Raw genomic sequence first — 14,380 nt, forward strand, 5'->3', positions numbered from 1 at the left:
CTATTATTGAGTCTGCTTAGTAATTATATAATCAGGGCTCTCATTTATAGGAAAATTTAAAACCTGTCTTACCTGCTCATTTACAACAATTTCCACTGGTTCAGTATTTTTTATATAAATTAATGCTCCATTTTCAAGCCAGCCCTCTTGCATAACTATTAAAGGTATTTTTTTCAGTTTACTCATTTTGCATATATTTTTAATAATAAAAGGATCTGACATGGCCTCTGAAGGCCAGACAAATATAGCATTACATTGTTTTTCATTTACAAGAACTGTGAAATCATTAAATATATCACCTGCAATCAATTTTGATTGGGTTACATAAATTCGCATGGACCTCGGTGGTGCCGTCTGCAATTGAGCAAGCCTGTTAATTACATTATCAGGTAAACCATCCGATAATATTCCAAGAGTAATAATTACAAAATTTAATTGTTTAATAGTTTTTATAACTTTATCTACTGGTATATTCTTGTTTTGAGAATTAATTTGGTTAACTGTAAGAATAGTAAAAGCCAAAATACAAATGCTCAGATTTCTCAACCTCACATCTACCTCCCGCATTTTTATTGTAATAATCCCAAATAATTAAAAATCTTCCAGGTTCTCAAGATTATCATTAAAAGGGATTATCTCCTCTGGTTTTAGCTTCTTCTTCCCAACCATTTCCTCTTTCTTCTCTTCTATATCCATAATTTCTTTTTTTCTTGCTTTCTCTTTTACACCTTTTTCAATATTACTCTTTTTAATGACTTCCTTTTTTTCAAACCTTCCACTTAGTCTGAATGATCTTATCATTGTTGATAATTCCTGAGACTGAATATTTAACCTTCCTATAATATTTGCCACTTCTTCTGATTTCGACGCATTTCTCTGAGTCACTGTATTCATCTGGCTAACAGCTACATTCACCTGTTCAATACCTTCTGCCTGCTCCTTACTTGCAGCCGCTATCTCCTCAATTATCTGCAATACCTTATTAGCACTCTCCGCTATCCTATCAAATACCTCTATCGTCCTGTTTACCTTCTCTACACCCCTGTCTGCACTCCTACCTGAACCCTCTATCATTACTGCCGTATTCTTCGCCGCCTCCGCTGACCTCTGTGCTAAATTCCTTACCTCCTCTGCTACTACCGCAAACCCTTTCCCTGCTTCTCCTGCTCTCGCCGCCTCTACCGCCGCATTCAACGCTAACAGATTCGTCTGAAACGCTATCTCATCTATCGTGTTCACTATCTTACTCGTCTCTACCGAACTCTCCTTTATCTGCTTTATCGCTTCCTCTAACTCCCTTATTGCCTCTCTCCCCTCCTTTATTACCCTGTCTGACTCATTCATCATCACTCTCGCTTGACCTGTATTGTCTGCATTCTGCTTCACCATACTGCTCATCTCTTCCAAACTGCTCGATATCTCCTCAAGTGAACTCGCCTGCTCATTTGCACCCTCCGCCAAACTCTGACTGCCTGCATAAACCTGATTTGTCGCTGACAGTACCTCACTGGTAACAGCTGAAACACTTGACAAAGCATCCTCCAAGGAATCCAGAGTTTTATTTATATCGTTTTTTAACTCATCAAATTTACCCATATATTCTCCTTTAATACGATGTGTAAAATCCTTTTTAGCTGCGCTATTCATAACCTCAGAAATTTCTTCTATGGGTGTTTTTATACTGCCAACAAGTCTGTTGAGACCCTCAACAAGGCTTATATATTTCCCTTCAAATTTACTCTCATCTATTTTTACATCAAGATTACCACTACTAATCTCTTCAATCATATTGTTCAGATTCTCCGTGACATCTAATAAAACCTGCTTCATCCTTGACAATGCTCTTCCAATAGTATCCTTATCTGATCTTATATTAACTTCTACACTTAAATCTCCGTGAGAAATACTACGAATTTTTTCAGCCTGATCTCTAAGAGATGAAATTAAAGACCTTAAACTATCAGCTAATAAACCAATTTCATCATCAGCCTGGTAATCCACTTCTTGATCCAGATCCCCCATTGATATAGCTTTCAATGTCCTATTAAAATATTCAATGGGCTTTAATACTTTTGTCTTGTATCTTCTAGACATAGTTACCGCTGTTGCAAAAAATACAAAGGTTATAATGACTATAATCCCTAGTGTTACCCATTTAACAAAGCTGACACCACCACTGGCAGAGATAAAATCACGTTCAAAAGCATTTGCAACAATTACCCAGTCCCATGGTTCAAAATATTTTATGCCGGCTAAATATCTCTCGGAAGATTTTTGTTCACCAAGCGAATAATCAATGAATAATATATCATTTTTCTTATCAATCGATTCAGTGATCATTTTCTGAATAATATACCTGTCCTTATTGTCTTTCATACTCCACAGGATTTTGCCAGTTTCAAATGAGCCACCAGAAATTAAACATCTACCCCTATCGATCCCTTTCCCCTTTATTATGGATATATATCCATTCTTTCCAACATTTGTACTTTTAATCAGCTCTACCAAATCTGTCAAATCATATCCTTTAGTAATAGAAATCATACCAATTACAGAACCTTCATTTGTTGATAGTGGCATATAAGCATCTATTAACATGGTTTTATTATTTATTCTATAGGTATAATAATTTTCACCTTTCAGAATATTAGTAATTATTGGATTTGCTATTCCTGATTGGCTCTTGTTCGGGATCAACACCCCAAGATTCTTCAGATCTTCATTATTATTTGTAGCAACCTTAATCATATTTCCATCTATATCTATTCTTTGGTAAAAAGCAACTTCTCCATCTGTGTCAGAAAGTCTCGCAAACAAAGGGTTAATCGTACTTAAGTTATTAATACTATTCAAAACTATTTCAGAAACTTTTATCTCGGGTAAGTTGACATCACGTACCACCTTACCACTATAGTCTTTCAAACCCCAAGTATGTTGTACAGAAGAATTAACATCCAATTCTTCTAAATTCAGTAAAATTTTTATCTTATCAAGGTCTCTATCTGCATTGTTCCTAATAGATTCTTCTCTATCTTCAATTAATTTATACACAAGGTTAGCGACTTGTTCTATATTTAATTTCATTAAGGATTTATTTTGTACAATATTAAACACATCACCTTTTTGATTTATTAAACTAAGTATCAATACAAAAATTACAACAGACATGAGTACAAATAAGGTTATATAAATCCATCTGTTTTGCAATGAAAGCTTCATACGTAACTGTCCCCCAAGTTTGGAAATTTAAAATAATTCTTAAAGTATTTATAATAAACATTTATTTTGAGCTTAACATATACAATCATCATTTTAATAGACTATTACTTCTTCTTCTTTTTAGCAGACTTCCCTTTTTCAGCCTTCTCCGCCCCCGTCTCCAGCTTATCTTTAATGTCCGCAATCTTGGTAACCTCATCTGTACTCAAAATTTTGTCAATATTCAATAGTATCTTGATACCATCTTTCGCCTTTGCCATTCCCAATATGAAACTGGTATCTATTTCAGCTCCAAAGGAAGGGGCATCCTCTATATCATTTGCCTCAATATCAAGAACCTCAGAAACATTATCAACGAGTAATCCAGCCTGTACAAGGGTATCATTTCTATATACGTCGACCACAATTATACAAGTATCCTCGGTAATCTCAGCCTCCTCCAGTCCAAATTTTTTCCTTAAGTCAACAATTGGAATAATCTTTCCACGAAGATTTATAACCCCCCTTACAAAATCGGGAGTCCTTGGTACATAGGTTATATCCATTACTCCAATTATTTCTCTAACCTTTAGTATTTCAATCCCATACTCTTCATTGCTAAGTTTAAAAGTCAAATATTTCCCCGCCCTGCTTTTGTTTCTTTCGTTTTTTGTATTTTTTACTTCTAACTCTTCATTTTCAACATTAATGGGCATAATTACCTCCCAATCACCTTTTCAATTACATTTGACTCTCTCGATAATCTTATAAGTCCTGCAACATCAATTATAAGCCCAACTCGACCATCTGGCATAATAGCACCACCAGAAATGCCAGGGACTTTTTTTAACAAAGTACCAAGCGGTTTTATCACTACCTGTTGCTGACCAATTAAATCATCAGCAAGAATGCCAACTTTTATATTCTCTGATTCGACTACAACAACAAGAGCATTGTAGGGGTCTTCCTTGGCATTTTCAATATCAAAGAGCTTATAAAGCCTGATAAGAGGTAAAAGCTCTCCATGAAAAGAGATAATCTCGCCTTTTTTCATTAATGTACTTATATCATTATTTCTTGGACGAAAAGTAGTAACAACCGAAAGTGTCGGTATGATATACCGCTCACTTCCAACTTTAATTACCATTCCATCAATAATCGCTAGTGTAAGGGGTAAAATTAACCGAAAAGTCGTACCTTCACCAGACTTAGTATAAACATCAATCCTGCCTCTTATTGACTCAATATTTCTCTTAACCACGTCCAGACCTACACCCCTTCCAGATACGTCTGTTACAACATCAGCAGTAGAAAAACCTGGGGAAAAGATCAAATTCCATACTTCATTATCGGATAATTCTTTATCTTCCTTAACAAGTCCCCTTTCAATAGCTTTTCTTAATATTTTGTCTCTATCAAGTCCCTTACCATCATCTGAAACTTCTATTATGATATTGCCACCTCTGTGGTAAGCTCTGAGTTCAATTTTTCCATACTCTGGTTTGCCCCTTTTTATACGTTCCTCAGGATTATCTTCTATACCGTGATCAATTGAATTTCTTATCATATGAACAAGAGGGTCACCAATTTTGTCAACAACCGATTTATCAAGTTCTGTGTCCTCACCATAGGTTACAAATTCAATCTTCTTCCCCGCTTTCTTGGATAAATCACGTACCAATCTTGCCATTTTTTGAAAAGTAGATTTTATCGGGATCATTCTTAATGAAGTACCGAGCTCCTGTAATTCCCGTGTGATTTTATCAAGTTGCGAAACATATTTTGCAAGCCTTGGTGATTCAATACTTTTTACTTCAGGTGCTTGAGTAACCATTGATTCAGCAATAACCAACTCACCTATTGTATCTACTAACCTATCAAGTCTATCAGCATCGATTTTTATAATCTCTTTCAGCTTTACTTTTTGTACCTCAACATCAGCTTTTTCCACTTCAGGGCTGACATCAGGTGCTATATGTTGATCATCTTTGCTTTTTTCATCCTGGGCCGGCTCTTCAACGACAGTGGCAGTCTCTTCATCCCTATCCTTAGGCTGTTCTTCTTTAACTTTCTTTTGTCCCAAAACTGGTTTCTTTTCTTCTACCCTTTCCTCCACTTCTATAATACCTTCATCAACAAGCCTGATTAAATTTTCTATATCTTTTATAAGTTGATAGAATTCTCGCCCTTGAGGCTTAACTACTCCTGTTTTTGTAACCTCTTCAAGATCCTTTATCATTTCTTTCAACTTATCGACAGCTCTAAAAACCAAATCAATATTTTCCCCTTCCAATACTACTTTACCGTTTCTGGCTTTATCCAGAAGATTCTCAGCTCTATGGGACAACTCTTGTATTTCTTTTAACCCGATAAAGCCTGCAACTCCTTTAATTGTATGAAAAGATCGAAATACAGCATTTAATGCTTCAGCGTTCGAAGGGTCATTCTCAATTGTCAAAAGATTCAAATCAGCATTTTCAATATGCTCATTTGCTTCGTTAATAAAATCAGGTAACAACTCTACATCTACACTGTAAGGCTCTACGACTTCGAATTCTTCCTCTGGTTCTTCCTCTGGTTCTTCAATCAGTATCGGTTCCGATTTTTCCTCATTTACAATTTCTTCCTTTTTTCTCTTTTCCTTCTTCCTTTTTTTCTTCTTTTTCACCTTCCTTTCTTTTTTATCTCCAGGTTCCAATAAACCTATTATCTCTTTGACATGAGTGTAAGCATCTCTCTGCCCTGAATAATATTCAACAACCTCTTCACACCAGTCTTTGACCCTATATAAAATATCAACATCAATATCTTCATTATCCGATAAAAAATCCTCCAGTGCATGACAGACTTTATTCAGATCATCTACTCCTACAAGCCCCGATTCACCTTTTATTGTATGAATTATTCTCTTTAATTGATTTAGATCTTCCTGTTTACCAGTATTTTCATAATCAAGAATTAAATTTTCGATTTCCTGAAGATTACCTTCAAGAGATGTGATAAACTCCTCAAATATGCTTTTATCAACCACTTCATTATATTCGAATACTTCTTTCCTTTTATTTTTACCTCTTTCACTATCACGAACAATTGAATTTATAAGAGTTTGCAGATCTGAAAATCTTTTTGAGACTTCATTAAAAACCTCTGCAGGACTATCTGTTTCCCCAACTATTATCTTCTCAATAGTAGCTTTAAGCCACTCAACATGATCATTAATTTGTTTATTTTTTAAATCAGAGCTCAGTTTTTCAACCTTATCCAGATCATTTAAAATTTCACCAAGAACAGGCAGATCTGAAACATCGGTAAGAACAATTTTTTCTCCAAGCCTTTCCAATAGGCTAACTAAATCATTTTTACTCATTTCACATACCTGAAAAATCTCCCCAAAAATACAATTTTAGGATGTAAAAAAGCCATTAATTTTTTGTCAAAATCTATGCCTTAAACAAAGTCAGACGTATCAATTCCATTGAATCACAATAATTTTTAAAAGAGGTGGAAATTTTTACCGAACTACAGGAAAGGAATTCCCTTTTTTTTAATCTTAACTTTTTATTTTTACTTTTAGTTAATTAAATTAAAATTGTAATTTACACTTATGTATAACTTTTTTAAAATAAAAATAAAAGAATGAAAGCAAAAAGTAAAGAAGAAGCAGTATTAATAACGGATCATAATTATGAAATAATCGGATGGGATAAATACGCAAAGCAACTGTATGGTTATTCTGAAGACGAGATTATTGGTAATAAAATTTTCAAAATAATTCCAACAGAATACCAAAAGACCTTTTTAAATATTCTTAAAAATGCCTATTATAGCGAAGTGACAGATGAAGTCGAAGGACTTCGAGTAAACAAAAAAGGTGAAATATTTTATGTAAACTCTCTGATAAAACCATTGAAAGATGAAGAAACCGGGGAAATTACTTTTGCGATTTACGAAACCGATGTTACAAATAGAGTCAATGCACGAACGAAAATATTAGAGAGTGAAGAAAAATACCGCAAACTGATAGAAAATTTATGCGACGGCATATTACTGCTTGACAATAAATTTAACATAGCTCTTGCAAATCCTGCATTTCAAGAGCTAATGGAAATAAAATCTTTGAATTTACACAATGTTCCCTTAGAAAATATTATTGAGAAAGAAGTTTTTAAAAAGATAGTTGATTATGCAAAAGAGTTAAATAAAAAAAACGTGGTAAGATTCGAAACTAACCTAAGGATAGGTAATAATATTAAAACTGTAGATATAACAATAATACCGGTTAAATCGATAAAAAACCAATTAATAACTGGTTTCATACTTATATTCAGAGACATTACGTCAAACAAAAAAGTCGAAGAGGAATTAATAAAAGCCGCAAGGTTGGAAACAACCGAGAAAATCGCTGGGGGTATTGCCCATGATTTTAACAATATTTTAACGATAATACTTGGTAACATTTCATTATTGAAAATTTCATCAGATGTAACAGATAAGATACTAAAAAGAATTGAAAAAATAGAAAAAGCATCTCTACGGGCACGTGAATTAACTCAAAAACTGATGACTTTCACAAGGAGTGGCGAACCAATTAAAAAGATTACATCTGTTAAAAAAGCTATAATTGAGAGTGTAAGCCTCACTTCAGCAGGAACAAGCATCACGATAGATGTAGATATTCAAAAAGACTTATGGGGAGCAGAAATTGACGAAGAACAAATCATTTATGTATTAAACAATCTACTAGTAAATGCCCAGCAAGCTATGATGTCTGGAGGCAAGGTTCTCGTAAAAGCAGAAAATTTTCTTTTAAAAGAAAAAAATGATAAACTATTTGAATTACAACCAGGCAAATATATAAAAATCACTGTAAAAGATAATGGCCCAGGTATCCCCTCGGACATCTTAGACCACATATTTGAACCTTATTTTACGACAAAGGACAAAAAACATGGACTTGGACTCAGTACTTCCTACATAATAGTAAAAAGACACAATGGCACAATTAAAGTTGAATCTGAACATGGCAAAGGTACAGCATTTTACATATACTTGCCATCAATAGGAAAATATATAGAATCCGAGGAAGAAAAACCAGACCACTTTTATAAAGGAGAGGGTAAAATTTTAATCATGGATGATGAAGAAGAAATAAGAGAAATGGCTGGAATTATGCTTCAGAACATAGGTTATAAAGTTGATTTTGCCGCCGATGGTGAGGAGGCAATAAGAAAATACAAAAAACAGATGATGTTGGAGAAAAAGTTTGATGCAGTTATACTTGATCTTACTGTACCGGGCGGTATGGGTGGAAAAGAAACAATAACCGAATTGTTAAAAATAGACCCTGATGTGAAAGCAATAGTATCAAGTGGCTATTCGAATGATCCCATTATGACGAAATACAAGCAACATGGATTTTCTGGCGTTGTTAGAAAGCCCTACAGACCACTTGAGCTAGGTAAAGTCATAAAAAAAATAATAAGTAAAAAATAGTTATAGGAGATATTATGAAAAAAATTTTAAATCTAGTCTACCTTATTTTGTTTCTAATTGTCACAAGAACCTTGTGTCAATATAATGATGTATATCCCCAACCGGTAAATCTAATTACAAATCCCACAGCTGGTACTATACCGCGTGGTTCATACCTAATAGAAACAAGATTATTTAAATCAGGGGGCATAACAGCAGGAATCTACGTTGGATTAACTACAAGGTTCATGTTTGGAATTTCATATGGTGGAAACAATATAATTGGCGATAGCTCAGTTAATCTATATGAGCAACCTGGAATAGAACTAAAATATAGAGTTATAGAAGAAAAACAAAACGTTCCGGCAATACTTATAGGATTTACTTCTCAAGGATACGGAAAATACGACAGAACATTGGACAGATATGAGACAAAGGCAAAGGGGTTTTATATAGTTGCAAGTAAAAATTATCGATTTCTTGGCAATACGGGGTTCCACTTTGGTATAAATTATAACAATTTAGAAATAAAAGATAATGATAAAGACCCATCTTTCTTCTGTGGAATTGATAAAGAAATTAATCCAGAGTTAACTCTCATGGTAGAATACGATGCAGCTCTAAACGACAATGAAACCAATGAAATTAATTTTGGAAAGGGAAAAGGATATCTAAATGCTGGGATAAGATGGACTTTTGTACAAAAATTTCACTTGGAATTGGACTTTAATAACATTTTACTCAACAGAAGAAATGTCGAGTATTTTTCAAGAGAAATTAAAATCACATTCATTGAATTTTTCTAAAAAATAAAAGTGGAATTAATATGAAAACTAAAAAGATTTTAACCGTACCAACACTTATATTTTTACTTTCCATACTGGTTTTTGCTACTAGTGATAACCTAAAAGAAATTATTTCAAAAGCCGATTACCTTGATGATCAAAAGCTTTATCAAGAAGAGTTAAAAATATTAAAAAAAGCACATGACTCCTACAAGGACTCCCCTGAAATACTCTGGCGATTAGCAAGGGCACATTTTAACATAGCAGATCAAAATTCCGATGATTTAGATCTACAAAAGGAAAATCTCTATCCAGGCTTTGAATACGCCAAAAAATGTATCGAAATTGATAAGAATTCCGCTGGTGGGCACAAGTATTATGCAATACTAATTGGCAGAATTGGTGAAATTGAAGGTACAAAACAAAAAATCACAAACTCCTACGCAGTCAAAGAGCATGCTCTAATCGCTATTAAACTCGATCCCACTGACGATGCCAACTATCATCTCATGGGGAGGTGGCACTACGCTCTTTCAGATCTGAGCTGGATTGAAAGGCAGATTGCTACTGTTGTATATGGGAAACTTCCAAAGGCAAGCTTTGAGGAAGCTGAATTCTTCTTCAAAAAGGCACACGAACTTGCCCCGGATGATCCAAGACACCTTCTATGGCTTGGTAAGACTCAGTTAAAACTTGGTAAAAAAGAGGAAGCAAAAAAAGCTTTTGAAATGATAACGAAAATAAAACCAAAATCGGACTCAGAAAAAAGGAGCATAAAAGAAGCAAGTGAGTTATTAAAAAAGATAAGATAATTCCAACTTTTTTAAATATAAGTTCTTATAAAATTAATTCAGATTAAAATAATTTTTTTGTTACATGTACTGCTTCTTTGATAAACTTAAAATGAATGATTTAACAATTTATTATTAATCTAAATAGGCAAACAGGTTATCACAATTAGAAAATATCAGTTAATGACAAAGTGATTTGCTATGCAAAACAAAAGGACTATATAAATTAACCATTACACGTTCTTACTTAATTCACTTACTCTACGTAAATAGCTTCGTCCACATATGCTTGACCTACAACAATCCGATAAAATTAGTAAATTGATTAATTTTTAAAATAAGTATCGGGTAATCAAAATGATTAGTATGCTTACCCATGCTTCTAAAAATTCCGATATAATAAAAAAGTCATAAAAATATTTTGCATTATTTGGTATACCTAATTATATTATGCATGCTTATTATAATGAGGGAAATCTTATGAACATTTCAAGCTCACTACAAGATTACCTAAAATTTATATATGAAATATCTCAACAAAAAAAATATGCACGGATTAAAGACATAGCTCGACTGAAAAAGGTTAGTATGCCCTCTGCAACCGAAGCTATGAGAAAACTATCAAAACTCGGACTGATACAATACCATGCCTATGAATTTATTCAACTCACAGAAAAGGGTGAAAACATGGCTCATTACATGTTTAGTCTTCAAAATTTTCTGGTGAAATTTTTAAAAGAAATCTTGGGTATCGATAAAGAAAAGGCAGAGAGCGAAGCATGCAAGCTAGAACACTGCCTAGAATCTGAAACTCTCGAAAGGCTTGTCCTTCTTTATCAATACATAATATCATGTCCTAAAACCGATAAATCATTTATCAAAGGATTCAAAGAATGCATAGCTTCCACTGTAATCGGATCCAGTGTCTCTGATTTCTGCAAGGATTGTTTTGTAAAAACCAAATTCCCACATTACATAAAAAATGGCAAACTGAAACATATACTTTTAAAAGACATGAAACCGGGAGAACATGGGAATATTATAATGATTGGTCCGGACTCCAATATTAGAAAAAAGATACTTAAAAAAGGCATATTCCCAGCTAACAAAGTTGAAATGGTACATGTGGATAACAAGAAAGACCTATTTTGCATAAATATAGAGGGATACCAGACTTCAATATCTAAAGTCGAAGCAACAAATATGGAGGTAGAAATTGAAAAAGAAACTTAATATTTTAATGATTCTGCCCTTAGTAATTTCAATAATTGAAACAGATATCTATTCCTATGAGCATAACAATTTGATAACCGGATTTTTTGACATAAAAACGGCATACAAATTCAATCAGAAAAAATCAGAAGAGTTCAACATTGGCTCATTAGAAATCGACTTCGAGGGTAGATTTTCCAGCTCGTTATCTTACGAGGCAGCTATTGTGTATCAAGGTGAATTGTTATCTCTGGGGCAGACTATAGCGAAATTTAATATATTTAAGGAATATATGGCAATTCAGATAGGAAATTTTGATGTTCCTTTTGGAATCGACTGGAAATATTACTCTACACCCGACAGATTTTTTATATCTCAACCAGTGACAACAGATTCATTGCTGAACGGTGGATGGACAGAAACAGGTATAAATTTCACAGGTAAGGCCAAATATCTTGAATATCAAATATTCATTGTAAATAAGTCCCCGTTAAAAGAATGTGTTTATGGATTACCTGATAGTAGGAAAACTTTAGGAGGGAGACTATCTTTTAATTTTGCAAAGTTCATCAATATTGGATACTCTATCGTGATAACTGAATACTCTAATAAGCCATTAACTGGTTATGAGTTTTCATCAAGTTCAAATAATTATAAAATACAGTTTGAATTTCTCCATACTGAGATGGAAAAGGCATTTCATCTTGACGTAATAAAGAAAATTGGTAGTCTATATTCAGCAGGAATAAGGTATAATTCGTATACTTTATCAGGTAATAATTCACAAAAAGTCGACCTCTTATCAAAGATTGATATGAAAGATAATATGTCAATCAAGCTGGAATATCAGATCATTTATAATAAACTATCAAATTACAATCAACTGGCTTGCCAGATAGTAGTTAGTTTCTAAAGCGAAGGAAAATACCTATATGCATAAAATAGTTCCTTTAACAGAATTAAAAGATAATGAATATGGAAGGGTTGTGGATGTTATAGGAGGTCATGGGCTTGTAAGGAATCTTGAAGCAATGGGAATCTTCCCGGGAGTAAAGATTAAAGCTAAATCTCGACAATTCAAAGCAGGCCCTATCGTTATTTCCATTGGTAATACTCAGATAGCAATTGGATATGGTATGGCAAGAAAAATATTAGTAGAACCAATTAAAGAAGGATAAAATATGGTAAAAGATATAAAAAGAATTTTGCTGATGGGAAATCCAAATGTTGGAAAAAGTGCTATATTCTCGAGGTTAACAGGCATACACGTAGTAACATCAAACTATTCAGGAACTACAGTAGAATTTACAGAAGGCAACATTAAAATCAATGGAACAATGGCAAAAGTAATCGATGTCCCTGGCGTCTACACTCTGGAACCTACGACAAAGGCTGAAGAAGTCGCACTAAAAATCCTTGAAGACACAATTAGAGATTTTAAGGATAAATTCATAGTAATTAATGTTGTTGATGCAACGAACCTTGAAAGAAACCTCAATCTAACACTCCAGCTAATAAATAAAGATGTCCCAATGGTCGTGGCTTTAAATTTCTGGGACGAGACGAAACATAAGGGTATCGAAATAGATGTAAAAAAACTTGAAGAAAAAATAAGTATACCCATAATACCAACATGCGCAATTTCTGGAGAAGGGATAAAGAGACTGGTTGATAAATTAAAAGAGGCAAAGGTAAGTAACATAAAGGTAAAAGAGGAAAATAAATGGGAAATAATAGGTAGAATCATAAATGATGTGCAAAAATTATATCACCATCATCACACATTTTTAGAAAGATTTTCTGAGATAACTATAAGACCGGCAACAGGAATACCATTCGCTATATTAACGTTAGCTGTTACTTTCGGGCTAATAAGATTCATAGGTGAAGGTCTTATCAGGCTTATATTTGATCCTCTTTTTGAAAATATATGGGCACCCATCATTATGAAACTATCAGGACTCATAGGATCATCTGGATTTATCCATGATATTCTAATAGGGCAGCTAATAGATGGTAATATAGATTTTTCCGAATCCTTTGGTCTATTAACAACAGGATTATACGTACCTATTGCAGCTGTTTTACCATATGTATTTGCCTTTTACCTTGCACTATCACTACTTGAAGACTCGGGTTACCTACCTCGCCTCGCTGTACTTGTTGACAGAGGTATGCACAGGGTAGGTCTACATGGATACGGAATAATCCCAACGATTTTAGGATTCGGATGTAATGTACCTGGTGCTTTATCCACAAGAGTACTACAAAGCAAAAGGGAAAGATTCCTTGCCGCAACACTAATGGCTATAGCCGTCCCATGTGCTGCACAGACCGCAATGATAATTGGACTGGTTGGAAAATACGGAATTGTGGGAATAGGAGGTGTATTCCTCACACTCTTTTTAGTGTGGCTTTCACTTGGGACTATTTTAAAGAGACTACTTAAAGGTCCTGCTCCAGAACTCTTTATAGAAATCCCACCATACAGATTGCCCTATTTTAAAGCCACATTAAAAAAGGTTTGGATGAGAATCCTGTATTTTATTAAGGAAGCACTCCCATGGGTTCTATTTGGAGTATTTATTGCAAACCTCCTCTACATTTCAGGAATAGTTAACTTCCTTGGGAAAATTGTAAGACCCGTTATTACAGGAATGTTTGGCCTGCCTAAAGAAACTGTAACTGCATTGATAGTAGGTTTTTTAAGAAAAGATGTCGCCGTTGGAATGCTGCTTCCTCTAAATCTAAACCTGAAACAGTCAATAATAGCAAGCGTCATACTTACAATGTATTTTCCATGCGTTGCAACGTTTACAGTACTACTAAAAGAATTTGGTATAAAGGGAATGATTAAAGCCACATTAATAATGATAGTGTCAACGTTTATTACTGGATCTCTATTGCACCTTATACTGTAGC

At 33.9% G+C, this 14,380-nt stretch carries 11 protein-coding genes; 7 read left to right on the forward strand and 4 right to left on the reverse strand.

All coding sequences use genetic code 11. From position 1 onward, the window contains the following. Nucleotides 1-3: 3 nt before the first annotated feature. From H0Z29_03550 to H0Z29_03565, 4 genes are all read right to left on the reverse strand, one after another. Nucleotides 4-552, reverse strand: coding sequence for a hypothetical protein (locus tag H0Z29_03550; protein ID MBO8130578.1), 549 nt, complete (start codon nucleotides 550-552; stop codon nucleotides 4-6). A 39-nt stretch (nucleotides 553-591) separates the two neighbouring features. Beyond that, nucleotides 592-3,219 (reverse strand): Cache 3/Cache 2 fusion domain-containing protein, encoded by a 2,628-nt coding sequence (locus H0Z29_03555; GenBank protein ID MBO8130579.1) that lies wholly within the window; start codon nucleotides 3,217-3,219, stop codon nucleotides 592-594. Between the two features lie 104 nt (nucleotides 3,220-3,323). Further along, on the reverse strand, nucleotides 3,324-3,914 hold the full coding sequence (locus H0Z29_03560) for a chemotaxis protein CheW (GenBank protein ID MBO8130580.1): 591 nt from the start codon (nucleotides 3,912-3,914) through the stop codon (nucleotides 3,324-3,326). 2 nt (nucleotides 3,915-3,916) lie between these two features. Continuing rightward, complete coding sequence (locus H0Z29_03565) at nucleotides 3,917-6,565, reverse strand: Hpt domain-containing protein (GenBank protein ID MBO8130581.1); 2,649 nt, start codon at nucleotides 6,563-6,565, stop codon at nucleotides 3,917-3,919. 269 nt (nucleotides 6,566-6,834) lie between these two features. On the opposite strand from H0Z29_03565, the gene H0Z29_03570 reads away from it, so the two are divergent. The 7 genes from H0Z29_03570 (at nucleotide 6,835) to H0Z29_03600 (ending at nucleotide 14,379) form a co-directional block, all read left to right on the forward strand. Continuing rightward, nucleotides 6,835-8,691, forward strand: a complete 1,857-nt coding sequence (locus H0Z29_03570; GenBank protein MBO8130582.1) for a PAS domain S-box protein — start codon at nucleotides 6,835-6,837, stop codon at nucleotides 8,689-8,691. A gap of 14 nt (nucleotides 8,692-8,705) precedes the next feature. Then, nucleotides 8,706-9,476 carry a YjbH domain-containing protein gene (locus H0Z29_03575; GenBank protein ID MBO8130583.1) on the forward strand — a complete coding sequence of 257 codons (771 nt, stop codon included), beginning with the start codon at nucleotides 8,706-8,708 and terminating at the stop codon, nucleotides 9,474-9,476. Nucleotides 9,477-9,496: 20 nt separating this feature from the next. Beyond that, nucleotides 9,497-10,267, forward strand: coding sequence for a tetratricopeptide repeat protein (locus H0Z29_03580; GenBank protein ID MBO8130584.1), 771 nt, complete (start codon nucleotides 9,497-9,499; stop codon nucleotides 10,265-10,267). A gap of 459 nt (nucleotides 10,268-10,726) precedes the next feature. Further along, nucleotides 10,727-11,479, forward strand: coding sequence for a metal-dependent transcriptional regulator (locus H0Z29_03585; protein ID MBO8130585.1), 753 nt, complete (start codon nucleotides 10,727-10,729; stop codon nucleotides 11,477-11,479). Beyond that, the gene (locus tag H0Z29_03590; GenBank protein MBO8130586.1) at nucleotides 11,463-12,371 is read left to right on the forward strand and encodes a hypothetical protein; all 909 of its coding nucleotides are present in this window, start codon (nucleotides 11,463-11,465) and stop codon (nucleotides 12,369-12,371) included. The genes H0Z29_03585 and H0Z29_03590 overlap by 17 nt, the downstream gene beginning before the upstream one ends. A gap of 19 nt (nucleotides 12,372-12,390) precedes the next feature. Next, on the forward strand, nucleotides 12,391-12,636 hold the full coding sequence (locus H0Z29_03595) for a ferrous iron transport protein A (GenBank protein MBO8130587.1): 246 nt from the start codon (nucleotides 12,391-12,393) through the stop codon (nucleotides 12,634-12,636). 15 nt (nucleotides 12,637-12,651) lie between these two features. Next, nucleotides 12,652-14,379, forward strand: coding sequence for a ferrous iron transporter B (locus tag H0Z29_03600; protein MBO8130588.1), 1,728 nt, complete (start codon nucleotides 12,652-12,654; stop codon nucleotides 14,377-14,379). Nucleotide 14,380: the final 1 nt, after the last annotated feature.

It is taken from the genome of Candidatus Neomarinimicrobiota bacterium (assembly GCA_017656425.1).
In the GTDB taxonomy this organism is placed as follows: domain Bacteria; phylum Fidelibacterota; class UBA2242; order UBA2242; family B5-G15; genus JACDNV01.